This is a genomic window from Streptomyces sp. NPDC056347 (genome assembly GCF_042262625.1).
Classification (GTDB): Bacteria; Actinomycetota; Actinomycetes; order Streptomycetales; family Streptomycetaceae; genus Streptomyces.
Genome location: NZ_JBHJQP010000022.1, coordinates 21,357 through 43,291, shown reverse-complemented (window position 1 = coordinate 43,291; position 21,935 = coordinate 21,357). Strand labels below are relative to the sequence as shown.

Annotated in this window: 24 protein-coding genes; 15 read left to right on the top strand and 9 right to left on the bottom strand. The window is 70.4% G+C overall.

What is annotated here, in order from left to right; genetic code table 11:
* Positions 1-125: 125 nt before the first annotated feature.
* On the top strand, positions 126-632 hold the full coding sequence (locus ACFCV8_RS08400) for a hypothetical protein (RefSeq protein WP_376684500.1): 507 nt from the start codon (positions 126-128) through the stop codon (positions 630-632).
* A 185-nt stretch (positions 633-817) separates the two neighbouring features.
* On the opposite strand, the gene ACFCV8_RS08395 is transcribed toward ACFCV8_RS08400, so the two are convergent.
* Complete coding sequence (locus tag ACFCV8_RS08395; protein ID WP_376684499.1) at positions 818-1,885, bottom strand: LacI family DNA-binding transcriptional regulator; 1,068 nt, start codon at positions 1,883-1,885, stop codon at positions 818-820.
* A 121-nt stretch (positions 1,886-2,006) separates the two neighbouring features.
* Between ACFCV8_RS08395 and ACFCV8_RS08390 the strand changes: the two genes are divergently transcribed.
* From ACFCV8_RS08390 to ACFCV8_RS08375, 4 genes are all read left to right on the top strand, one after another.
* Positions 2,007-3,158, top strand: a complete 1,152-nt coding sequence (locus tag ACFCV8_RS08390) for a Gfo/Idh/MocA family protein (RefSeq protein ID WP_376684498.1) — start codon at positions 2,007-2,009, stop codon at positions 3,156-3,158.
* Positions 3,159-3,332: 174 nt separating this feature from the next.
* Positions 3,333-4,475, top strand: a complete 1,143-nt coding sequence (locus tag ACFCV8_RS08385) for a dihydrodipicolinate synthase family protein (protein ID WP_376684497.1) — start codon at positions 3,333-3,335, stop codon at positions 4,473-4,475.
* Positions 4,472-5,299: a sugar phosphate isomerase/epimerase family protein gene (locus ACFCV8_RS08380; RefSeq protein WP_376684496.1), complete on the top strand. Its 828-nt coding sequence runs from the start codon at positions 4,472-4,474 to the stop codon at positions 5,297-5,299. Before ACFCV8_RS08385 ends, ACFCV8_RS08380 begins: the two co-directional genes overlap by 4 nt.
* Before the next feature lie 329 nt (positions 5,300-5,628).
* Complete coding sequence (locus ACFCV8_RS08375) at positions 5,629-5,949, top strand: hypothetical protein (protein ID WP_376684495.1); 321 nt, start codon at positions 5,629-5,631, stop codon at positions 5,947-5,949.
* An 82-nt stretch (positions 5,950-6,031) separates the two neighbouring features.
* Here ACFCV8_RS08375 and ACFCV8_RS08370 read toward each other — a convergent pair whose 3' ends face one another.
* The 3 genes from ACFCV8_RS08370 to ACFCV8_RS08360 all read right to left on the bottom strand — a co-directional run bounded on the left by ACFCV8_RS08370 (position 6,032) and on the right by ACFCV8_RS08360 (position 10,076).
* Positions 6,032-6,769, bottom strand: a complete 738-nt coding sequence (locus tag ACFCV8_RS08370) for an immunity 49 family protein (protein WP_376684494.1) — start codon at positions 6,767-6,769, stop codon at positions 6,032-6,034.
* Between the two features lie 140 nt (positions 6,770-6,909).
* On the bottom strand, positions 6,910-9,654 hold the full coding sequence (locus ACFCV8_RS08365) for a hypothetical protein (RefSeq protein ID WP_376684493.1): 2,745 nt from the start codon (positions 9,652-9,654) through the stop codon (positions 6,910-6,912).
* Complete coding sequence (locus ACFCV8_RS08360) at positions 9,651-10,076, bottom strand: DUF6507 family protein (protein ID WP_376684492.1); 426 nt, start codon at positions 10,074-10,076, stop codon at positions 9,651-9,653. Before ACFCV8_RS08360 ends, ACFCV8_RS08365 begins: the two co-directional genes overlap by 4 nt.
* Positions 10,077-10,992: 916 nt before the next feature.
* Between ACFCV8_RS08360 and ACFCV8_RS08355 the strand changes: the two genes are divergently transcribed.
* Together ACFCV8_RS08355 and ACFCV8_RS08350 are read left to right on the top strand one after the other, a co-directional pair.
* Entirely contained in the window at positions 10,993-11,418 is a 426-nt protein-coding gene (locus tag ACFCV8_RS08355; protein ID WP_376684491.1) for a hypothetical protein, read from the top strand.
* 330 nt (positions 11,419-11,748) lie between these two features.
* Positions 11,749-12,363 carry a hypothetical protein gene (locus tag ACFCV8_RS08350; RefSeq protein ID WP_376684490.1) on the top strand — a complete coding sequence of 205 codons (615 nt, stop codon included), beginning with the start codon at positions 11,749-11,751 and terminating at the stop codon, positions 12,361-12,363.
* A 193-nt stretch (positions 12,364-12,556) separates the two neighbouring features.
* On the opposite strand, the gene ACFCV8_RS08345 is transcribed toward ACFCV8_RS08350, so the two are convergent.
* Entirely contained in the window at positions 12,557-13,207 is a 651-nt protein-coding gene (locus tag ACFCV8_RS08345; protein ID WP_376684489.1) for a TetR/AcrR family transcriptional regulator, read from the bottom strand.
* A gap of 60 nt (positions 13,208-13,267) precedes the next feature.
* On the opposite strand from ACFCV8_RS08345, the gene ACFCV8_RS08340 reads away from it, so the two are divergent.
* Both ACFCV8_RS08340 and ACFCV8_RS08335 read left to right on the top strand, forming a co-directional pair.
* Positions 13,268-14,239: a hypothetical protein gene (locus ACFCV8_RS08340; protein ID WP_376684488.1), complete on the top strand. Its 972-nt coding sequence runs from the start codon at positions 13,268-13,270 to the stop codon at positions 14,237-14,239.
* A 162-nt stretch (positions 14,240-14,401) separates the two neighbouring features.
* Positions 14,402-15,037, top strand: coding sequence for a GNAT family N-acetyltransferase (locus ACFCV8_RS08335; RefSeq protein WP_376684487.1), 636 nt, complete (start codon positions 14,402-14,404; stop codon positions 15,035-15,037).
* A gap of 65 nt (positions 15,038-15,102) precedes the next feature.
* Here ACFCV8_RS08335 and ACFCV8_RS08330 read toward each other — a convergent pair whose 3' ends face one another.
* Positions 15,103-15,327, bottom strand: coding sequence for a DUF397 domain-containing protein (locus tag ACFCV8_RS08330; RefSeq protein ID WP_376684486.1), 225 nt, complete (start codon positions 15,325-15,327; stop codon positions 15,103-15,105).
* Positions 15,314-16,138, bottom strand: coding sequence for a Scr1 family TA system antitoxin-like transcriptional regulator (locus ACFCV8_RS08325; RefSeq protein WP_376684485.1), 825 nt, complete (start codon positions 16,136-16,138; stop codon positions 15,314-15,316). Before ACFCV8_RS08325 ends, ACFCV8_RS08330 begins: the two co-directional genes overlap by 14 nt.
* A 113-nt stretch (positions 16,139-16,251) precedes the next feature.
* On the opposite strand from ACFCV8_RS08325, the gene ACFCV8_RS08320 reads away from it, so the two are divergent.
* Positions 16,252-16,593: a hypothetical protein gene (locus ACFCV8_RS08320; protein ID WP_376684484.1), complete on the top strand. Its 342-nt coding sequence runs from the start codon at positions 16,252-16,254 to the stop codon at positions 16,591-16,593.
* Between the two features lie 175 nt (positions 16,594-16,768).
* A complete protein-coding gene (locus tag ACFCV8_RS08315; protein ID WP_376684483.1) occupies positions 16,769-17,290 on the top strand; it encodes a hypothetical protein in 522 nt (173 codons plus the stop codon).
* A gap of 68 nt (positions 17,291-17,358) precedes the next feature.
* On the opposite strand, the gene ACFCV8_RS08310 is transcribed toward ACFCV8_RS08315, so the two are convergent.
* Entirely contained in the window at positions 17,359-17,742 is a 384-nt protein-coding gene (locus ACFCV8_RS08310; protein ID WP_376684482.1) for a winged helix-turn-helix transcriptional regulator, read from the bottom strand.
* A gap of 101 nt (positions 17,743-17,843) precedes the next feature.
* Here ACFCV8_RS08310 and ACFCV8_RS08305 point away from each other — a divergent pair, with 101 nt between their 5' ends.
* The 4 genes from ACFCV8_RS08305 to ACFCV8_RS08290 all read left to right on the top strand — a co-directional run bounded on the left by ACFCV8_RS08305 (position 17,844) and on the right by ACFCV8_RS08290 (position 20,933).
* Complete coding sequence (locus tag ACFCV8_RS08305; RefSeq protein WP_376684481.1) at positions 17,844-18,503, top strand: NAD(P)-dependent oxidoreductase; 660 nt, start codon at positions 17,844-17,846, stop codon at positions 18,501-18,503.
* Between the two features lie 150 nt (positions 18,504-18,653).
* The gene (locus ACFCV8_RS08300; RefSeq protein WP_376684480.1) at positions 18,654-19,745 is read left to right on the top strand and encodes a hypothetical protein; all 1,092 of its coding nucleotides are present in this window, start codon (positions 18,654-18,656) and stop codon (positions 19,743-19,745) included.
* Between the two features lie 162 nt (positions 19,746-19,907).
* Positions 19,908-20,390, top strand: coding sequence for a hypothetical protein (locus ACFCV8_RS08295; RefSeq protein ID WP_376684479.1), 483 nt, complete (start codon positions 19,908-19,910; stop codon positions 20,388-20,390).
* A gap of 66 nt (positions 20,391-20,456) precedes the next feature.
* Positions 20,457-20,933, top strand: coding sequence for an SUKH-3 domain-containing protein (locus tag ACFCV8_RS08290; protein WP_376684478.1), 477 nt, complete (start codon positions 20,457-20,459; stop codon positions 20,931-20,933).
* A 235-nt stretch (positions 20,934-21,168) separates the two neighbouring features.
* Here ACFCV8_RS08290 and ACFCV8_RS08285 read toward each other — a convergent pair whose 3' ends face one another.
* A complete protein-coding gene (locus ACFCV8_RS08285; RefSeq protein WP_376684477.1) occupies positions 21,169-21,924 on the bottom strand; it encodes a hypothetical protein in 756 nt (251 codons plus the stop codon).
* Between the last annotated feature and the right edge of the window lie 11 nt (positions 21,925-21,935).

Sequence of the window (21,935 nt, the reverse complement as noted above, 5' to 3'; positions counted from 1 at the left end):
GACGCCGGTACGACGGAGACGCCGGTACGACGGGACGTCGTCGGCATGACCGGGACGTCGGCACGAACGAAGCGTCGTCGGTGTGACCGGGACGTCGGCACGAACGAGACTTCGACGGGGGAACGATGGCCAGGGAAGCCGAGCGCGCGCTGGGCGCATTCGTGCGCAACCATCCGACGGACAACGCGCGCCGAGGACGTGTCGCGATCGTCGTGCTGCTGATCGGCCTGGTCGCCGTGGGTATCGCCGTTCCGGTGACCTTCGCCGTCTTCGACCAGAACGGTGAGGGCACGCAGGTCGCCGGGCTGCTGTGGGGCGCCGCCCTCATCGGCGTCTACGGTGGGGTCTCCAACGGCCTGCGGACCCTGCGGCGGCACGGCGAGGTCTTCGTCCTGCGGGAACAGGGGCTGGTCTACAAGCGGACTGGGGAGACCCGGGTCCTGCCCTGGGCGGAGATCCGCTCCACGGTCGAGCGCGGCCAGAACCACGCCCTGGGACGGCTGATGGGCTGGGACGTCCACCTCGTCATCCGGCCCCGTGCGGGCGGACGGCTGCTGCTCAGCGGCTACACCGAGGACGCGGCCCGCCTCTCCGGCGAGATCCGCGCCGCGGTGGCCGCCGGCGCCCGCTAGCCCGCTGGTACGGCGCCGGGGAGTCGGCACCCCCGGGCGGTCGGCAGTTCCTGCGGTCGGGAGTTCGTGCGGAGCCCGGGGTGGTTCGTGCCGAGCCCAAGGGCCCGAGCAGGGGCCGGGTGCCCCGTACGGAGCCCGGACCCGCCCGAGTACGAGCCCCACCGCTCCTGGGCCCGCCCGGGTTCCTACCGTTCCCGGGGCGGTGCCGTCGACCCCCGCACCATCAGCTCCGCGTCGATCGTCGCGATGCCCCCGGGCGGCGGGTTCTCCTTGCCCATCGCCAGGCGCCCCGCCCGCGCGCCCGCCTCGAACAGCGGAAGCCGTACGGTCGTCAGCGCCGGGACCGCGTCCACCGAGAACGGCAGGTCGTCGAAGCCCGCCACCGAAACGTCCCCCGGGATGCCCAGCCCCCGGTCCCGTACCGCCGCGCACGCGCCCAGCGCCACCGTGTCGTTGGCGGCGACGACCGCCGTCACCTCCGGCTCGCGGCGCAGGAGTTCGAGCGTGGCGTCGTAGCCGGAGCGGCGGTCGTACGGGCCGTGCACGGTCAGCCGGTCCTCGTCACCGGCCAGCCCCGCCGCCCGCATCGCCTCGCGGTGGCCCTCCAGCCGGTGCCGGGTCGTCGTCCGCTCCAGGGGCCCCGCGACATAGCCGATGCGGCGGTGGCCGAGCGAGAGGAGGTGCTCGGTGAGCCGCCGGCCGCCGCCCCGGTTGTCGAAGGCGATCGTCGCGAGGACCCCCGCACCGTCCGGCAGCGGAGGCCGCCCGCACAGCACGACCCGGGTGCCCGCGTCCGTCAGCCGGGTCAGCTTGGCGGCGACGGCGGCCTGGTGCGCCGGGTCCTCCACCGCGCCGCCGGTCAGCACGACGGCGGCGGCGCGTTGACGCTGGAGCAAGGTGAGGTAGGTCAGCTCGCGCTCGGGGGAGCCGCCGGTGTTGCAGACCACCGCCAGCTTCTCGCCGCCCGCCCGGCCGGAACCGTCCCCCGGCCCGCCGATCTCCGTCTGCGCCGCCCCCGCCATGATCCCGAAGAACGGGTCCGCGATGTCGTTGACCAGGATGCCGACCAGGTCGGACGTGGCCGCCGCGAGCGAACTGGCCGGGCCGTTCAGCACGTAGTCCAGCTCGTCCACCGCACGCAGCACCCGCTCCCGGGTGGCGGTCGCCACCGGGTAGTTGCCGTTCAGCACCCGGGACACGGTGGCCGGTGACACCCGGGCGCGGGCCGCCACATCCGCCAGGGTGACCGTCATCGCTCTCCTCCGAGGTTTCGGGCCGGGCCCTCTTGTCCGCGCCGCTGTCGGCAGGCTAGCGTCCTCTCGTATAGAAAGCGCTTGCTACGGACAGGGCGGCGCCGATGCTGGAGGAGTTTTCGTGACACGCAGGACAGTGCGCATCGCCATGAACGGCGTCACGGGTCGCATGGGGTACCGGCAGCACCTGGTGCGCTCGATCCTCGCGATCCGCGAGCAGGGCGGCCTCGACCTCGGCAACGGGGACGTGCTGTGGCCGGAGCCGGTGCTCGTCGGCCGCCGCGCCCACGCGCTGGAGGAGCTGGCCGCCAAGCACGGCCTGACCGAGTGGTCGACCGACCTCGACGCCGTCCTCGCCGACGACACCATCGACATCTACTTCGACGCCCAGGTCACCTCGGCCCGGGTGGACGCGATCAAGAAGGCGATCGCGGCCGGCAAGCACATCTACACCGAGAAGCCGACCGCCACGGACGTCGAGGGCGCCCTGGAGCTGGCCCGGATCGCCCGGGACGCGGGCATCAAGCACGGCGTCGTCCAGGACAAGATCTTCCTGCCGGGCCTGCTGAAGCTGAAGCGCCTGATCGACGGCGGCTTCTTCGGCGAGATCCTCTCCGTGCGCGGGGAGTTCGGCTACTGGGTCTTCGAGGGCGACTGGCAGGAGGCCCAGCGCCCCTCGTGGAACTACCGCGCGGAGGACGGCGGCGGCATCGTCGTCGACATGTTCCCGCACTGGGAGTACGTGCTCCACGAGCTGTTCGGCCGGGTCACCACCGTCCAGGCGCACGTCCAGACGCACATCCCGCAGCGCTGGGACGAGCAGGGCGAGCCGTACGCCGCCACCGCCGACGACGCCGCGTACGGGGTCTTCCAGCTGGAGGGCGGCGCCGTCGCCCAGATCAACTCCTCCTGGGCGGTCCGCGTCAACCGCGACGAACTGGTCGAGTTCCAGGTCGACGGTACGCACGGCTCCGCCGTCGCCGGTCTGCGCAACTGCCGCGTCCAGCACCGCTCCGCCACCCCCAAGCCGGTCTGGAACCCCGACCTCCCGGTCACCGAGTCCTTCCGCGACCAGTGGCAGGAGGTCCCCGACAACGCGGTCTTCGACAACGGCTTCAAGGCCCAGTGGGAGCTCTTCCTGCGCCACGTCGTCCTCGACGAGCCCTACACCTGGGACCTGATGGCCGGTGCGCGCGGCGTGCAGCTCGCCGAGCTGGGCCTGAAGTCCCACGCGGAGGGCCGCCGCTTCGACGTCCCGGAACTCTCCCTGTGACGACGTCCGCGTGACGATGTTCCTGTGACGACGTCCGTGTGACGACGTCCCTTCAGGGCGGCTGTCCCGGAGCAGTCCCCGCGACGGCCGCCCACCCCTCGTCCCGAAGCCCGGAACCGCCCCCGGGACGACTCGCCCCCGCCTCCCGCACCGCGCACCGGAGCTGATCCGCGTATGACCATCCACCTCCCGCAGGGCCCGTACGAGCCCCGCACCACCCCGCTCGACCTGGCCCCCGGCACCGGCCCGCTCGCCTCGCGCACGGTCTTCTCCGCCGCCCACGTCGTTGCCGACCCGTACGCCGACGTCAGCCCGGACTCCCCGGCCGCCGTCGACTGGGACGCCACCCTCGCCTTCCGCCGCCACCTCTGGTCGCACGGCCTGGGCGTCGCCGAGGCGATGGACACCGCCCAGCGCGGCATGGGCCTGGACTGGGCGGGCGCGGCCGAACTGATCCGCCGCTCCGCCGCCGAGGCGAAGGCGGTCGGCGGCCGCATCGCCTGCGGCGTCGGCACCGACCAGCTCACCGGCCCCGCCACCCTCGCCGAGGTCCGCGCCGCCTACGAGGAGCAGCTCGCGCTCGTCGAGGAGAGCGGCGCCCAGGCCATCCTCATGGCCTCCCGCGCACTCGCCGCGGCGGCGAACGGTCCCGAGGACTACCTGGAGACCTACGCCCACCTGCTGCGCCAGGCCACCGAACCGGTCGTCCTGCACTGGCTGGGCCCGATGTTCGACCCCGCGCTCGACGGCTACTGGGGTTCCACCGACCTCGACGCCGCCACCGACACCTTCCTGAAGGTCATCGCCGAGCACCCGGACAAGGTCGACGGCATCAAGATCTCCCTCCTGGACGCCGAGCGCGAGATCGACGTGCGCCGCCGCCTCCCCGGCGGGGTCCGCTGCTACACCGGCGACGACTTCAACTACCCCGAGCTGATCGCGGGCGACGACCAGGGCTTCAGCCACGCCCTGCTCGGCATCTTCGACCCGCTGGGCCCGCTGGCCGCCCACGCGGTCCGGGTGCTGGACACCGGCGACGTCCAGGGCTTCCGGGATCTCCTGGACCCCACGGTCGAGCTTTCCCGCCACCTCTTCCAGACCCCTACCCGCTTCTACAAGACGGGTGTGGTGTTCCTCGCCTGGCTGGCCGGGCACCAGGACCACTTCACCATGGTCGGCGGCCTCCAGTCCGCCCGCTCGCTGCCGCACCTGGCGAAGGCGTACGAACTCGCCGACCGGCTGGGCCTGTTCCCCGACCCGGAACTGGCCGAGTCCCGGATGCGCGCACTCCTCACGGTCAACGGAGGCACCCGATGAGCGACGGCCGTCTCTCCGTCAACCAGGAGACCATCAAGCAGTGGTCGCTGCCCGAGCTGGCCGCGGGCTGCGCCGGGGCGGGCATCGACAAGGTCGGCCTGTGGCGGGCCCCCGTCCAGGAGTACGGCATCGAGCGCACCGCCGCCCTCCTCGCCGACCACGGACTCACCGTCACCAGCCTCTGCCGGGGCGGCTTCTTCACCGCCCTCGACCCGGCGGAACGCGCCCGCGCCCTGGACGACAACCGCGCCGCGATCGACGAGGCGGCGGCCCTGTCCACCGACACCCTGGTCCTGGTCTCCGGCGGCCTCCCCGCCGGCAGCAAGGACCTGCACGGTGCCCGCGAACGCGTCGCCGACGCCCTGGCCGAGCTGACCCCGTACGCGGCCGAGCGCGGCGTGCGCCTCGCCATCGAACCGCTGCACCCGATGTTCGCCTCGGACCGCTGCGTCGTCTCCACGCTCTCCCAGGCGCTGGACCTCGCGGAACGTTTCCCGGCCGAACAGGTCGGCGTGGTCGTCGACACGTACCACATCTGGTGGGACGACCAGGCGCCCGCCCAGATCGCCCGCGCGGGTGCGGGCGGCCGCATCCACTCCTTCCAGCTCGCCGACTGGATCACCCCGCTCCCGGCGGGCGTCCTGCTCGGCCGGGGCCCGCTCGGCGACGGCTCGGTGGACTTCCGCGCCTTCCGCTCGATGGTCGAGGCCACCGGCTTCGACGGCCCGATCGAGGTGGAGATCTTCAACGAGACCCTCTGGGCCCGCGACGGCGCCGAGGTCCTCGCGGAAGTGGCCGCCCGCTACGCGGAACACGCCTGCTGACACCTCGTTCCTTGCCCCCAAGGCAAAGAGATCGTCAAGCCGCCCACCTCCGTACAACCCTTCCGTTCCCACTCGGGTCATAGGTTGCGTCGGGTGCTTCCGGGGAGGGATCTGGGGGGATCTGGGAAGCCCTGACGGTGGGGGAAAACGAGGGGGGTCCGGTCATCCGACCGGGCCCCATTTCGTTTCCCGCCCCGGCCCCCGGCCGGTACGGCCGGTGCGGCTCACGCGCTCCGCCGGACTCATCAGCTCTGCCGCTCGCGCAACCCGTACGGGTACCCCGGCGTCCGACCCTTCGACGGACGACTGCCGACCACCCGGGAGGGCACATGGCGAAGAAGGACCGGACAACGGACGCGGCGGGGGACAAGGACCGCGAGAAGTGGATGGCGCGTTTCCAGGTACGGCTGGCCATGCAGCCGGGCGTGGACCGGCCGGTGGTGCTCCAGGCGGTCAAGGAAGTAACCACCCACTGCGCGGACACGGGGGAGCACCCGCGGGCCGCCTTCGGCGACCCGGACGCCTACGCCGTGCAGGTCGCCGCGCGACTGGTCCCGGCGGACCGGGCGGAGCGCGCGAGGCGGCAGGACACCGCGGTGAACACGCTCGACTCCGTGCTGAAGAAGGCCCGGGAAATCACCGGCCTGTGACCGGCCGGAGCGACACCCGCCGGGGCTGCCGGGCGCCCACGCCTGCGCGGGTGCCCCGGCCCCGGCACACCGGACTACGGCGTCACGCGTCGAACTCGCCGCGCCAGGAGAAGTCGAGCAGGGCGCTCGGCAGGTAGCCGGACTCGACCTCGATCGGGATGCCGTTGGCCTTGGCCAGACAGGCGATGGCCAGGGGGGCGATGGCCACGACTCCTTCGATGTTCTCGGTGCGGTCCTCGTCGGCCGTCCAGTACTCCTTGTGCCAGCGCAGGGCGTCGTTGAGGGCTTCGTTGAAGCCGGCCGTGTCGTTGCGCAGGTACCGGTAGAACATCATCATCGGCGGGTACTTCAGCTTGCTCATGGTCTCGGAATCCATGACGCGGGCGTGCTCCGGTGCGCTCAGGTCCACGGCTCGCACGAGGTGCTGGCCGACGTCGTCGCGTCGCAGCCAGAAGCTCCGCAGGGTCTCCACCCAGGCGTAGATGTACTCGTCCATGACGCCGCCGCAGTCACGCAGCAGCGATTCGGGCACCCGCGCCAGCATGTCGAGCCGTGCCGTCTCCCGGCAGATCAACGCCAGGTAGAACGCCTCGACCCAGGTTCCCGCATTGAGGTAGAACTGCGGCCCCGTGGCTTCGAGTTGCCGCTGCTCCTGGCGGATCTTGCAGGTCACCGTCGGCTGGTCGGTGATTGCGGCGGCGAAGACGGCCGAGGACACCTGCATGGCCAGCAGCCACGACTCCCAGGTCTCCAGCATCACCGCGTCCGGATCCCCGACGCAACGGATGCGGGCCACGTTCAGAGACTTCGACAAGACCATGCTTCTGGCACTTTGCGAAGCCTCGATGGATTGCACCATATTGTCCAGAGATTTCTCCATGGTGGGGATGACTTCATTCATTTCGGCTACCGGATAAACCTGTCGAGTTACGATTACGGCCACTTTCTCTCCTGCTAATATCAGATCTTGAAGTACTCGAGGACAGCTCCGGCGTAGCTGCCGCTTCCTTCGCCGGCCTTCACCATTACATATTCGAGTTTTCCATTTATGAGGGCCGTTTCCAGCTCGCTTGCCAGATCGGAATTCTTCCAAACCTTACCCGCACTGTCGGTTACTGACAGTTTAGGGCGAAGGTTCATTTCGGCGATTATGGTCTCCAGGTAGCGTCTGGTGCCCTGCTGAACCATAAGCCCTGAAGCGGCGCCATTTCCCTTGCGCCAGATGAGCCCCGACTTCGGCGCCTTCGCCTCGACGATCATGAGCTTGCCGTCCGGCCGCCGGTACAACTGGTCGAACATGTTGGCGCCGTTGGGTGTCTTCGGCAGGGGCTGTTCGACCGAACCCGCGAACCGCTCGGGTACCACGTGCAGCCGTGCGGCGTCTTCGCCCAGACGCTCGGAGTAGCTGCTGTTGTTGGACGTCTGGTCGTCGAAGTGGTCGATGAACTGCTGCCTGGCGCGCTCCACGTCCGCCAGCGTCTGCTCGGTCGGACTGTTCTTGTGCGCGCGCTCGGCGTTGGACAGCTCCACGGAGACCTTGCGGTCCTTCGCGACATCGTCGAGATGGTCGATCTGGTCGACCGGAGCGCTGTCGCGGGTCAGCGGGTCGCGGCCGTACTTTTCCACTCCCGGGGCCGAAGGCAGCTCGTTCTTGGACATCCAGGACCCGTCGCTGTCCTTCGCGAGGATGGGCAGCTCGACGCCGTCGATCTTGGTGTGGATGCTGTGGCGATGGCCGTCGATCCGGTAGTACTGGTCGAACCAGGTCTTGTCCGGGTCGTTCGCGCGTCGGATGAACTCGTCCTGCTTGGCCTTGATCTCTTCGACGCTCGGCTCGCGGCCGTCCGGGTGCGTCGGCTGCGCCGCGTCATCCGCGCCGTGCGCCGCGCCGCCCGGACCGCCTGTCCCCGGGGTGCCCGGCACATGGCTGCCGCCGTCCGCGGACGACGGCTCGTGGTGCCCGCCGCCGGGCCCGTCCGTGTGGCTGCCCGCGCCGGGAGGGCCGTCGGCGTTTCCGTGCCCCGAGGGTCCGTCGGTGTGGCCGCCACCAGGGGTGTTGTCGAGACGGTTGCTGGGCATGTGATCGCCCGCGTGGCCGCCCGGTGCGTGGTCCGGCGCGTGCTCAGGCACGTGGACCGGGTCGGAGATGTCGCTGCCCAGGCGGATCGCGTCGTCGCCGCCGCGGCCGCCGACGCCCACCAGTTCGCGTTCCGGGACCGCGGCGGTGGCCGGTGAGTCCACGTTCGGGGCGTCGGTGCGCGGGAGGTCGGCGCCCGCGTCCGGCCGGCCCGTCGGGGCGTCCTTCACGTGCTGGACGAGCGCGCCGTCCACGTCGTAGATGTTGCCCTTGAGGTCCATGAACTGCGGCGGACCGTCCACCGGCAGCTTCACCGTGCCCGGCGGAAGGGTGGTGGTGCCCTCGGGGAGCCTGATGTCGCCGTCGGGGAGCTTGATCGCCCCGTCCGGAACCGGCGAGCCGGACGGGAGATGGATCACTCCGTCGGGGAGGTGAATGGTGCCCTCGGGGAGAGCGATCGCACCGTCCACGTCGATCTTCGGGACCTCGAGCCTGCCCAGGCCCTTCAGGCCGTTCATGACGTCGTTGATCTTCGTGAGCCCGGCGCCGGCGCCCTTGAAGACGTACGTCATGGGGTCGACGACCCGGCCGGCCTTGCCCGCGAAGGAGAGGGCCTTGGCCGCCATCCCGGCCTTGCCCGCACCCGCCGCCGCACCGCCGGTACCGCCGGTGAAGACGGTGGTCACGACGTTGAACGTGACCGCCCCGGCCGCGCGGGCCGGGTTGGAACCCCACTGGTCCCACGCCACCAGCGCCTTGCCCGTCTCCTTCATCGCCGTGCGTGAGTCCCGCACCCAGGAGGGGAGTTTGTCGTCCGGCATGGCCCAGAAGAGAGCGTTCACACCGGGCGTGATGGCGAGCGTCACTCCGGTGGCGAGCTTGGCCAGACCGGTCCATGCCTGCTTCGTGGCATCCCAGCCGTCGAAGCCGACCAGGGTGCCCAGCCCCTTGATCGTTCCCCAGACCCCGTCGACGACGAAACCCTTGCCGAAGTCGTAGGCGTGCTCCCACACCTGCCACCAGGGGGTCGACTCCTCGACCGGATCTCCCCAGGGCAGCCCCTCCGCCTGCTTGAGGGCCTCGGCGTCGTAGCCGTACATGCCCTCCTTGCCGGAGCCGTCGTTCGTCTTGAGCGCCTTGCCCCCGACCAGGGCGACGATCTTCGCGTGGCAGGCCCGCTCCACCTCCTGGAACGCGGCCCACACCTCGGCTATCTCGTCGCGACGCCGGTTGTTCTCCTCGACCAGGTCGCCGTCCTCGCGCCACTTGTCGTCGCTGTCGGCCTTCACGCGGAACGCGACGGCGTCCCGCTTGAGTTCCTTGAGCTTCTCGACCAGCGGGAAGGCGTCGTCGGAGTACGTGCCCAGCGCACCGGCGATGACGCACAGGTCCGAGCTCAGGGTGAGACCGGTGTCGGTGACCGGCTTGGTCGTGGCGAACAACTGCTCCGCCTCGGGTGCCTTGTAGAAGGCGCTCAGCCCGCCGAAGCTGCTGTGCACGTCACCGGCGGCCGTCGCGATCTTGGCCCCGCTGCCCGACAGTTCGGTCACCTTCGTGTCGAGCAGTGCCAGATCACCGGTGAAGACCGGTATCCCGAGCGGGTCGACCGGAGAGGTGTTGTCACTCACTTGCGTCCCCCGTCGTGCTTGAGGAGATCCAGGCGCACGGACTTCGCCGCGTTCTGCGCGCGCTCGGCGGTCTCCAGGTCGCCCGCGCAGTACGCGTTCGTGGCCTCGACCGCGCCCAGAATCGCCGCCTCGATGCGCTCGGCCATGGACTTGAGGTTCTTCTGCCGCGCTTCGAGGTACTCACCCAGCGCCGCAGCCACCGGCCCCATCGCCTTCTGCGACAACGGCGCCTGCCCCGGTGCCACCGGACCCTGAAGGGGCGTCGCGGCCTGCGGGCCGGGCACGGCCGTGCCCGCCGCCTGCGCCGCCTCCGACACGGTCGTCATCAGCGCGGTCAGGGCCTTCTCCAGGTCCCCGGCATGTGTGCCGGTGACCTTCAACTGACCCTGTACGCCCTGCGGTTTGATGTCCCAAGCCACCATGCGAAGCCCCCCTCTGCCGAACTGCTCCGGCATGCCACGTAATCCATGACCCGCTCCCCAGGGGAATCGTTTCCTCTTGTGCGGGGAGGTGCGCATCGGCCACTGCTCCCGACCGGGTCTTCGCGCGTGTAACCGTGTGTTGCGTTGTGTCCGTCGTTTCCCCCCGGCATCACGCTCAACGGCTGGGCGAGGTTCTCCGTCCCCTGCGACGAGCGGCCTCTCCGCAGCCTCTGCCGTGGTGCTCATTCGCCGTGCGACCTGTGACGGAGTGCGCCGGCGCCGTCCCCGCCCGCGCGTCGCGTGCCGCGATCGGCTCCGCCGGTTGCGCGATCACCACCGGAGAGTTCGTGCCCTCGCGCCGCCCTCTCACGTTGTCCCCCACCGTGTCTCGCGAACGTATGTGCCATCACATGTATCAACTCTGCATTGCCGATGCAATCGAGTGGTGCCGTGCTGTGAGCGGTCCGATAAGCGATCGGAGCGGAGAGTCGGGGGCTATTTATGCTCATACTTGAGGCTCTGTCACGAATTGGTGATCGGGGCCTTCTGGGGCAGCTGGACCGTCAGCAATTTAAGGCCGAACCAAGTCCGCTCTAGGTACTTGAATGTGACGTTCCCTTTGGTGCGGCAAATCCGGCGGGCAATGGATGTGCCGTGTGGGCGGGCCGAGTATTCGCGAGTGCCTGGCGAGGAGAGTTCACGGCTGTGGGATGTCCGGCCGGAATCCTTCGACGCCGACTGCGCGATATCACGTTGATCCGCCCCTAGGCAAGTCTCTTATGGATTGCCGCAAAGGATTGTCGCCACCTGTCCCGGGGCAACACGATGGGCGCTCCGATCCGGTCCCGCCGCTGGTCAAGCGGTGGATCGGCCCGTGTGTTCCATGGGCCGAAGCTTTGAAACGGAGGACAATCAGGTGAAGTTCAACCGGGCTGCTCTTGGTCTTGCCGGCGCCCTGGGCGCGGTGGCGGCAACGCTCACTCTCTCCGCCCCTGTACAGGCCGCGCAGGTGGGCATTACCGCCGCGTCGCCGACGGTTTCTCCCTCGGCCGAGCGTACATATCTCACGTCGGCCGGGCTCTCGTCCTGCGACCGGGGGCGGTACTGCACCGAGACGCTGGACCCCGCGGCGGGCAACATCTGGAGGGTTCACGTCTTCTATGAGTGCAAGACCTACGCGCTGTCCAACTGGATGGGCACCGGGTCCCATATCAACAACCAGACCGATGGTGTTGCGGCCAGGGTCTACGACAAGAACATGAAGCTGTTGTGGTCGTCGCCCGCGGACAACAAGAAGGACTGGGAAAACTGGACGGCGGCCTATTACATCAAGCCCTGCTGACGGTCGCACGGAGTGCATGAGCCGGGTCGCGCGACGGGCGCGGCCCGGCTCCCTCATTTCGGTGGAGTGGCGGGGCGACGGAGGGGCGTGGACCAGGAAGGCCCGTGTCTGGCGCGCCCGGTCAAGCGGGCGCGGACGGACTTGCCGCTGAGGGTGCCCATGAGGACAACCCGCGCGGCAGTATCCGCCAAAGGGAGTATGGAGGGCGGAGGGGCGGAGGGCGGAAGGCCGCCAATCGGGCCGGGCTTCCGGGCGGGTCCGGCATGGCTGCGGGCCGGCGGCGCGGTGCGCCTGGATGCTGGTGGTCGAACCAGGCAGGCAGGAGAGACCGTGGACGATCCCAGCCCCCGAGGAGCCCGGAGCCCGGCATCCACCGGTGCGGGCCGCGATGCCTCCGGTCAGGCGGGGATCGTGGGCATGGGTCTCGCCGCCGTGCTGACCTTCGCGCTCGCGCAGGGGTCGTGGCAGTGGTTCGCCACGTACATCGGACTGGCGCTTCTCGCGGTGGTCCTCTCCTTCTACCGGCTGCCGACGTGGACGCCCGGCCTCCGGTCCGTGTACATGCGCAACCTGGTGGCGTACGCGCTGGTCGTGGGGTTGTGCGCGGCGATCGCACTGGCTCCGATGATGCAGCGCTGGGCCTGGCTGTTCCCGATGCCGGGCACGCGTGACCGGTGCCCCGCGATGGGTGCCTACGAGAGCCTTCGAACGCAGGCGGCGCTGGGGGACCTGGCCGGCCGTGACACCGCGGCTCTGGCGCAGGCGCAGGGCGTCCAGAGCCATGCCGCCGTTGCCGACTGCCTGTCCGCCACCACGACCCTGTGGTTGCCGGTCTACGCCGCCGCAGTGGCCGTACTGGTCGGTCTGGGTACGTGGACCATCGGCCGGTTCCGGGCGAGGGGCCGGTCGACCGCGACGGGCCGGAGACCGTCCCACAGGGCGTGAGCGGACTGGAGGGGCCACGAAGGCGACGGTCGCACGCGACGGGCGCCGTCGAGGACCTCCAGCGCTCGCACCGGCCGGCCATGCGCGTACTCGGTGTTCCGTGCCACGGCGCGAAACGCGACCACCTTTCCGCTTCTCCGCCGCCCGGGCGCGCGCAACACCGCCCGGAAGCCGGCGTCGGGTCCCTCCGGACTCAGCCCGTGCAATCCGCCACGTGCAGTCCGTGGCACAGCCGGTCGAAGGCCCCGGACGCCGCCGGGGCGATCGTGTCCCTTACGCGTGCGGCGGGTTCGCCGGACATGACGCGACGTCGGATCTCGCGCAGAACCGCCCGGTGCGTGCCGGCGACGGCCCCCGCCAGAAGCGTGGGCAGCAGTGGATCGGCGCCACCCGTACCTTCCTCCGCGGCCGTCGGCGGATGCTCGGCCAGCGCCACCGCGAGGGCCGCCTCGGCGCGTTCGCCGATCTCGCGCTCCCGGGCACGGAGCGCGGGGCTGTCGAGGATGACCTGCCAGAACCTGACCGCGCCCGGGTGGAGCCCGAGCATGGGCTCGTTCGCCCGCAGCGCGGCCAGCAGGCCGTCCCGGACCGCCTCCACCGGGCAGGCGCCGGGCGCCCGGTCGCGTACGAGCGCGGCGAGATGCTCCTCGGCCTCGGCCTGCCGGTCGAAGAACAGGTCCTCCTTGGCCGGGAAGTAGTTGAACGCGGTGTTGGTGGACACCCCCGCCCGCCGCGCGACCTCGGCGACCGTCACCCGGTCGAACCCGTGCTCCAGGAACAGCCCCAGGGCCGCGTCCGCGATCGCCGTACGGGTCTGCTGCTTCTTCGTCTCTCGGAGTCCCACGGATGAATGATAGCGTCACTCCAAAATTGGTGTGACACCAAAAATTTGGAGGGGACCATCATGACCCTGACCTTCGGCATCTATCCCGGCGGCCTCCTGGGCGACGACCACGGAATCGTCCACCCGGCCCTGCCCGACCGCCCGGACCGCATTGCCGACGCGCTCGACCGGCTGCAAGGTGCGGGATCCACGCTGTCGGTCCGCGCCTACCAGCCCTTCGCGGCCACGTCCCCGCAGGATCCGCCCACCCCCGCCGACCCGCAGCAGTACCTCGGGCGCGGGCGCCGACTCGATCTCGTGCTGCCCTTCCGGGAGCAGTCGGGGCGGCTGGACGGCTGGCTCGAATTCGTCCGGGAAGCCGTCCGTGCGCATGGGCCGCACCTGGCCTCCCTCCAGATCTGCGAGGAGCCGAACGCCGATCTCCCCGTCCTGGACGGCAGCAGCCCCAACGTCCTGAACGCCCTGGTCCAGGGTGTCGTCGCGGCCAAGGAGGAGGCTCGCGCGCTGGGTCACACGATCGAGGTCGGCTTCAACGCCGTACCGACCTTCGGCCCGGTCAGCACCTTCTGGTCCGACCTCGCCGCCCTGGCCGACGAGCGCTTCCTGGCCGAACTGGACTACGTCGGACTGGACTTCTTCCCCGACGTCTTCCGCCCCGTCGCCGCCGACCAGTTGGAAGCGGCGGTCACCGGCATCCTCACCGCCTTCCGGCGGACCGACCTGCCGAAGGCCGCCATCCCGGACACCGTACCGATCCGCATCTGCGAGAACGGCTGGCCGACCGGCCCCGACCGCCCCGAGCGACGGCAGGCCGAGGTCCTGGAACGTGTCGTCCGGACCGTCGCCGCGCTAGCGGGCGAACTCAACATCGACGGCTACACGTTCTTCTCCCTGCGCGACGCCGACACCGGCGCCGACGGCCTCTTCCACCACTTCGGCCTCCTGCGCGACGACTACACGCCCAAGCCGGCCTTCGAGGCCTACCGCCGCCTCGTCGCCGAGCTGGGGAGCGTTCCGGCCGGGGGCGTGTGACGCCTCGGTCCGGGCGGCGGCCAGCCGTCGGGGGCGATATTCGGCCTTCATGTAAGTGCTGCGCATCGCACCTATGCCTTACTTCCGGCAGTGGGTAACATTCGTTTCCGCATTGTGAGTATTACGCGGGCTGCGGATGCGGCCCTGTGACGGGAGGGCGCGATGCTCGCGAACACGGTCAGGACATGGGTGGCGGGCTGGGCGGTGTCCCGGCGGACGCCGCCACCGGTCGAACAGCCCTGGGGCTACTACATCGAGGTGGCCGACAACCCCGCCGAAGTGGGACGCCATGTCCTCCCGGTGACCGAGGAGTCGTTGGTCCGTGGCGCGGCTGCCTCGGTGTCGGTTCCGCGTACCTGGATGAAGATGCCTGCCGAGCCCGAGGAGATCGAGTCCTGGATCACGCCGGGATGGGTGGTGGCCTGGGAGGAGACCGGTCACCTGATGGCCATCGACCTGACGGTCACGGAACCGCGTGCGCCCGAGGGGTACGCCGTGGCCGTCGAGTACGTGGACGGTGTCGTCCACGTACATGTGCGGGACGCGGCAGGCGGGTCGGCGGCCCAGGGGCAGGCGGCGATCATCGGCGAGGCGGCGGTCATGGACCGGGTGGTGACCGACGAGGCCCATCGACGGCGCGGCCTGGGCAGCCTCGTGATGCGCACGCTCGCCAGCCAGGCCCTGGCCCGGGGCGCGTACACGGGAGTCCTCGGCGCGACGGACCCCGGCCGCGCGCTGTACGAGACGCTCGGCTGGAAGAAGCACTCGACGATCGCGGAGTGCATCTACCGGCCTTGACGGAGGCGTTGTCACGCACAGCGGGCCGGTCCCGGGCGGGACCGGCCCGCTGGGTGCGGTACGCGTCAGGCGTTGAGGCTGTCGCTCTTGACCGCCGCGACGAACGCCGACCAGCCGAGTGCCGTGAAGAGGATTGCGGGGCCGGTGGGGTTCTTGCTGTCTCGTACGGGGACGGAGGCGTGGCCGTCGACGACTTCGAGGCAGTCGCCCTGGCTGCCGCCGCTGTAGCTGGACTTGCGCCACCCGGCGAGGATGGTCGAGTCCGCAACGCTTCGCCTACTGGTGACCATGCTCGTGTTCCTCTGCTGCTGCGCGCACAAGGGCAATGGATTCCTGATGCGACATCGCATCGCTCAAGGCAAGATCGTAGACCGTGCGACAGACCTCCACTAGCGTCGGATCGTCCATCAGGTTGCCCGTCAAGAAGCCTTCGACGTAGGCCACCGGCTGGGAGTCCGGAAAGCTCATGAGGGATGCCAGGCCCTCTTGCAGGGCATGTGCTCCCACTCTGAACGGGAGTACATGAAGTCGGAGCCGTCCGGCCTCGGCCATGTCCGCGATCTTCCGCAACTGTTCGGCCATGACCTGAGGGCTGCCAACTTGGCGTCGTAGAACTGCCTCGTCTAGCAACGTCCACAGGACTGGCTGCAACGGACTATCCAGGATGCTGGCACGTTCCGTTCGGATGACGACGTCCTTGTCAATCTCATCCGGGCGGTAGTTGGGCTTCAGCGATTGGAAGAGGGCGCGTGCGTAGCCGTCAGTCTGGAGCAGACCAGGAACCAGCGAAAGTGCGAACTGCTGGATGAGCGTTGCTCGTCTCTCCAGTTCGGCGACAGCCGCGAAATGGTCGGCGTACCTGGTGTCCAGGTCTTCCAGCCACCGCTCGAAGAACCCGTCCGTCCCCAACGCGCGGTCGATGCGACGGGCGTCCTCCGGGGACGGCAGGCGGCGGCCCGCTTCGTAGTGGCTGATCAGTGTCGGTGAGCAGACGATGATCTCGCTCAGGGCCTCCTGGGTGAGCCCGGCGGTCAGGCGGCGGAGGCGTAGCTCCTCGCCGTACTTCTCGCGTGGTGTGCGTGGACTTCGTTTCGTTGTCATGCGGTCCAACTCCCCGTCTTGACCCGTGTGCCGTCATCCCCGCCCCTCTGGCAGCGTAGCGACGATCGACCCCACTCTGTGATGAGTTCGCTACAGAAAGAGAGCAGGTCGAGATGGAACAGCACGTCACCGCCGAACGGCCGGGCGTCGAGCCCTCGATGGCGCGGTTGCTGCCGTGGACGGGGGAGGGCGGCAAGCCCTGTTATCTGCTGGCGGGGGGTGACGGGGGCGGGCTCATGTCGCGGATGGCCGACGACATGGAGAGCGTCCAGCTCGGCATGGCGGGCGATCTGCTCGGGCACGCCGATGACCTTCTGGTCGACGAGAGGTCGACGGCGCCGCAGATCCGGTTCCTCGCCGCCCGGCTGAGCGAGTCGCTGCGGCAGGTCGTACGTGTCGCGGAGAGCCGGGGGCTGCGGCTGGCCGGGGTCGTGCCGGGCGACGGGGAGCCGTGAGCGCGTTACGGACCGTCCGGGGCGCGGGCGCGGGCGCCGCCCGTACCGCATCCTCGGCGCGTGCGTGGCGTTGAAGTCGATGGGGGTGTGTGGCGGCCGCGGCGGGGGAGCGAGCCCCGTTCCGGTTGCCCAGGAACGCCTCTTCGTCCCGTCCGTCTCCCAAGGGGGAGACAGCATGTCCTCGGAACTCCGGCTACCGGTCCCGTCCGACAGTCGCAGCCGTAGTGGGGAACGGGCCCGGCTGCGCGGTGATCTCGGTGTCGCGAGCATCGTCTTCATGGTCACGGCCGCCGCCTCCCCGCTCGCCGTCGTCGTCGGCCCCGTACCGCTGGGCATCGCCGGGGTCGTGCTCCTGTTCTTCGCGGTGGGCTTCACCGCGATGACGCCCCATGTCTGGAGCGCGGGGGCCTTCTCCTCCTATGTCGGCCGAGGGTTCGGCCGGGGCGCCGGGCTCGGTGCGGGATTCGCCGCGCTGCTCTCCTGCATCACTCTGGAAGCCGGGGTCTTCGGGCTGCTCGGTCCGGGGCTCGCCGCCCTGTCGGCCGGTGGTCAGGTGCTCGGTGCGCCCTGGTGGGTGTGTGCCGCGTCGTATGGTGCACGGCCACCACCTCGGCCGGGTCTTCGAGGCGGCCGTTCCCCTGAGCACCGCCCAGCTGGCCGAGGCCGCGGCGGAAGCGGACCGGCTGAGCGCGCGTGAGGAGCACGGGGCGTGGCAGGCCTTCTCGCAGGACTTCGCCGAGGAGTGCCCGGACCTCCGCTGACGGATCACGGTCCGCCGGGCGCCGGTGCGGTGTCCCCGTACGTGTCCCGGGCGTCGAGGAGCTCCGGGAGGTGGGCGGCGGCCCAGGTGCAGCAGGCGTTCAGCGGGGCGAGCAGCGTACGGCCCAGGGGGCTCAGCGCGTAGTCCACCCGGGGCGGGGTGGAGTCCGTGACGGTGCGGGTGAGGAAGCCGTCCCGTTCCATCGCGCGGAGCGTTTCCGTGAGGACCTTCGGGGTGATGCCCCGCAGCGGGACCTCCAGTTCGCTGAAGCGCCGGGGGCCGGACTCCAGGCATCGGATGATCATCGGCATCCACTTGCCGCCGATCCGGAACGGGGTGGGGGCGTGGGTGCAGCCGGTGAACATGTCGGGATCGAGAGGTTCGTTCACCTCGCGAGCGTACGTAACTATCGTTGCGGAAACCATGGGTGGGCGGTCTAGCGTCCGGCGCAGCGGCCCGCGTTGGGCGGGCCCCGGTGAGGGGGATTCCCATGGGTGGCAGCAGGATCGTTGTGTTCGGGGCCGGAGGGCGGGCCGGGCGGCGCGCGGTCGCCGAGGCGGTGGCGCGCGGGCACCGGGTGACCGCCGTGGTGCGGGACCCGGACAAGTACCGGGAGCTGGGCGGGGACGGGGTGCACGTGGTCGCCGGTGACATGACCCGGGCGGACAGTGTCGCGGAGGTCGCGGCCGGGCACGATGTGGCGATCGGCGCGGCGGCCCGGACGGACGTGCCCTCGACGGAGTTCTACGCGGGTGCCGCCCACGCGCTGCTGGACGGCCTCGGCCGGGCCGGGGTCGGCCGGCTCGTCCTCCTCGGGATCGGCACCACGCTGGAGACCGCCCCCGGAGTGGCAGTCCACGACGCGCCCGGGACCCCGGCGGAGTACCGGGCCTTCTCGCTGGGGCACGCTGCGGCGCTCGACGTGCTGCGCGCCGCGGAGACGGACATCGACTGGCTCGTCCTCGCCCCGCCGCCCGTCTTCCTCGACGACGAGGCGCCCCGGACCGGCCATTACCGGACGGGGGACCACCGGGTGCTGCCGGACGTCGGCGGCCCGTCCGGGTTCTCGTACACGGACCTGGCGGTGGCTCTGATCGACGAGGCCGAGAGCCCGAAGCACCACCGTTCGCTGGTCGCGGTCGGCGCCTGACCAGCCCCCGGCCCCGGTCGATCCAGGGCGGTGGTGCGCCCGCGCCCTCCCCGTCGACCCGGCCCGGTCCGCTGTCGGTGCCCCATGCAATCATGCGGTCGCGCCCCGGGGAGTGGGCGCGATCTGCTGCTGACGGTCGGGGAGTCGGGGATGGGCGCGGGTACGGATTCGGACGGTTCTTCCAGATCGGACGAGGAGTGGGAGAGGTTCCTGCGCGAGTCGGTGGAAGGTGTCGCCGATGCGCCCAAGGAGCCCTCGGCGCGGGCCCGTGAGGTGACGAGGCGGCTGCGTGAGGAGCCCGACCGCGTACCGGACGGCTGGCGCACCTACACCCCCGCACGACCCAGGCGGCGCAAGGGTCTCTACCTGTTCGGGCTGGTGGCCTCGGTGGTGCTGCTGGTGGTGGCGCTCGCACCGGGGCGGGTGGTCGACCTGTTCTCCGGTGACGATCCCTCGCCGTCGGCGGCCGAGACCGCCCGCCCGACCCAGGCGCCCCCGTCGGGGCCGGCCCGGCGCGCCACCATGGACGAGCCGTTCCGGGGCTCACCGGCGGCGAGTTGGGCGGATGGGGCGGCGGGGATCACGGTGCCGGAGGCCGCACCGGTCGGCTGGATGAATGAGGCCGAGGTGCGGCGGGCCCTCGCCCGCACCCGGGACTTCCTCGTCGCGTCCGGCCTGGACCGGAGAGTTCTGCGCGGCGAGCGCCCGGAGAAGGCGATATCCCTGCTCAACCCGCACCAGAAGGACGTGCGGGACCTCGTGGACACGGCCCTGCGAAGCCCCAGCAAGAAGAACAACCCCCTTCTTCTCTTCAGCCGCTTCCAGCCCTCCCGTACCCGCCTGGTCGGCGACGTCGTGAAGACCCGGGGCCGCCTCACCTACCAGGAGGGCGAGCGCGGTGCGCTCCAGGTGACTGCCGACGCCACCTTCGTCTACCCGGTCACCCGCGCGGGCGCGGACGGCGGCGACGAGGTCGTCCGCACGATCATCCGGCGCGAACTGGTCCTGAACTGGGACGACCCCGATAAGGTGATCACGGAGCCGGGCACGTTCTCGGTCGTCTCGTACAAGTACGACATGACCAACGGCGGGTGCGGCGACGAGACGGGCTACTTCGACCCGCCCTTCGGCGACGACCGCCCGGCGGACGACACCGCCGAGAAGACCGACCCGTACGACCGCACCACACCGGTCGGACGCGGCGGCTCCGGAGACGAGTGCCGGAAAGCGACGCGGTCCTGAGAAGCCCGGAACCCCCGGCACGGCCGAACCGACTCCCCGCGCGCGCCGCGCCGGTCCCGCCACGCCGACACGACCGATTCCAGCTGTGGCACCGGGGCTGCCCCACATAATGATCAGCGCCGACAGCGGCAGGCAACGACGTTGGTCCAATGGGGAGTTGGCATGCAGGGCGTGTACGGCGGGGGCATCCCCATGTCGCTGGTGGCCGTCAGCCTGGTGGTACGACAGCAGCTGCGCACCCGCCCGGTGCGACGCAACGGCTCGCTCGTCGTCCCGGTGGTCCTCGCCGTCCTCGGGGCCGCCCTGATCGGTCTGGGGGTCGCCTCGGTCGCCAAGGACCACCCACTGCCCGCGCTGTCGGTCGTCCTTCTGGCGGTCAGCCTGCTCGTCGCGGGGCTGTTCGGCGCGGTGCGGGCCCGGACCGTACGGGTCTGGCGCGAGCCCGGGGGCGAGGTGGTGCGCCAGGGAGTGGCGGCGACGACCGGACTGTGGCTCGCCTCGGTCGCCGTGCACGCCGGGCTGGGGCTGTGGATCGACCACGTGGCCGGGGCGGGGGTCCTGGGGGCCGCGTCGCTCTACGCGTACCTGGCGATCGGCCTGGGCACGCAGAACCTCCTGGTACGCGGGCGCGCCGCCGCGCTGTGACCCGGCGGGCTCAGCCCGGAATTCACATGCATCTTTGAAGAGAGACCCGCAGAACAGGAATATCCTATGCCCTCGACCGGGCCGACCAGGGAAGTCCTCGATTGGCTGAATCGCAACGGCTGGTTCCCCGGAAGGGATATCGGCGACTCCGCACGGGACCTGATTCAGGTGAGGCTCAAGGACGCAGAGGCCCAGGGCTTCCCTCTTGAGGCCGTGGAGGCAGCTGTCCACGTGATCCGCACGTACGGGCTCCTCAGTCTGGAGCACCCGAGGGCATCGGATTCGGCATTCGAAACGGAGCCGACCGGCGGGTACGACGGGGACGCCCGGGAGATTGCGGAGATGGCTGCCAACCTGGGTGTTCCGCTCTTTCCCGTAGGATTCGAGTCGTCAGAGCTGGGAATCATCCTGGTGGACAAATTCGGTCGATGGTTCCTCCTGCACCACACAGGAGGATATTTCCTTGGTGAAGATGCGTACGACGCATTCTCTCGATTCATCACCAATGCCGAGACCCCGGATGCGGAGGACTTCTTTGTCTGACCAATTCCCTGCCGTGGCTTCCTTGTTGTTGATCGGCGCCAGGCCGTCAGCCATGCGAGTCTGATCGGTGGAGGAAGCGTCGACCTTCGTCCCGCCGACCAGTTGTGGGCCCTCGACGCCACGCGCGCCGATGGCTGAGGCGGTGAGGTCGTCACGTTCGCGTCGGCCGTGCGGCAGCGCGTGGCTGATGCCGTACGCGGCGGCGCCGATGGGGAGCACGGCGGTTCCGGTGGGTTCAGGGTGTGGGCGAGGCGTCGGTGAGTTCCGTCCAGGCCCGGAGCGTCTCCTGGTGCGAACCGGTCCTCGTGCTCGCGGCCACCGCCACCGCCTCCGCGTCCTGCGCAGAGCACGGCGCGCCCGCCCGGGTGAGCAGGACGAGCGGCCACTCCGGGCCCGCGCCGACCGGGTCCCCGTCGAAGGCGGTCCAGTCCCAGGGCCCGTCGAACCGCCACGCACGGCCGGTGGCGTCGGCCACTTCGTCGCCCGCCCGGAGAGACGCGTACGGCCGCATCAGCAGTTCGAAGGTGAAGGGGATGCCGTCGCCGGGGTGGATGGTGAAACCCGATCCGTCGAGATGGCTCCCGTCCGGGAACTCCCGGTAGGAGAGGCCCCGGCGGAGCACGGTCACGGTCGAGGTGGGGCGCGGCAGCCAGGCCGTCTCCAGCGGGGGATCGTGGTGGTCGAAGGCGGTCACGTGCACCACTGTGGGCGGCACGCCGACCCGGCAGGGGTCTCCCGCCCTCAACTGCTCGGGCGGAGGGTCGGTACGGAAGAGTTCGGCGGCCGTCTCGGGTGCGACGTGCCCGCCGTCGTCCACGCCGAGGGCGACGATTCCGTTCCAGCGCGCGAACGCGCAGTCGTCGTCGATCTCCCACCACGGCCAGCGGACCGACACGTTGTCCCCCGTGACGCCCTGTTCGACCGTGGTCGCGGTGAAGGGGCAGGAGACCGACAGCACGTCACCGACCCGGAAATCCCCATCGTCTGCCATTCGGCCAGGCT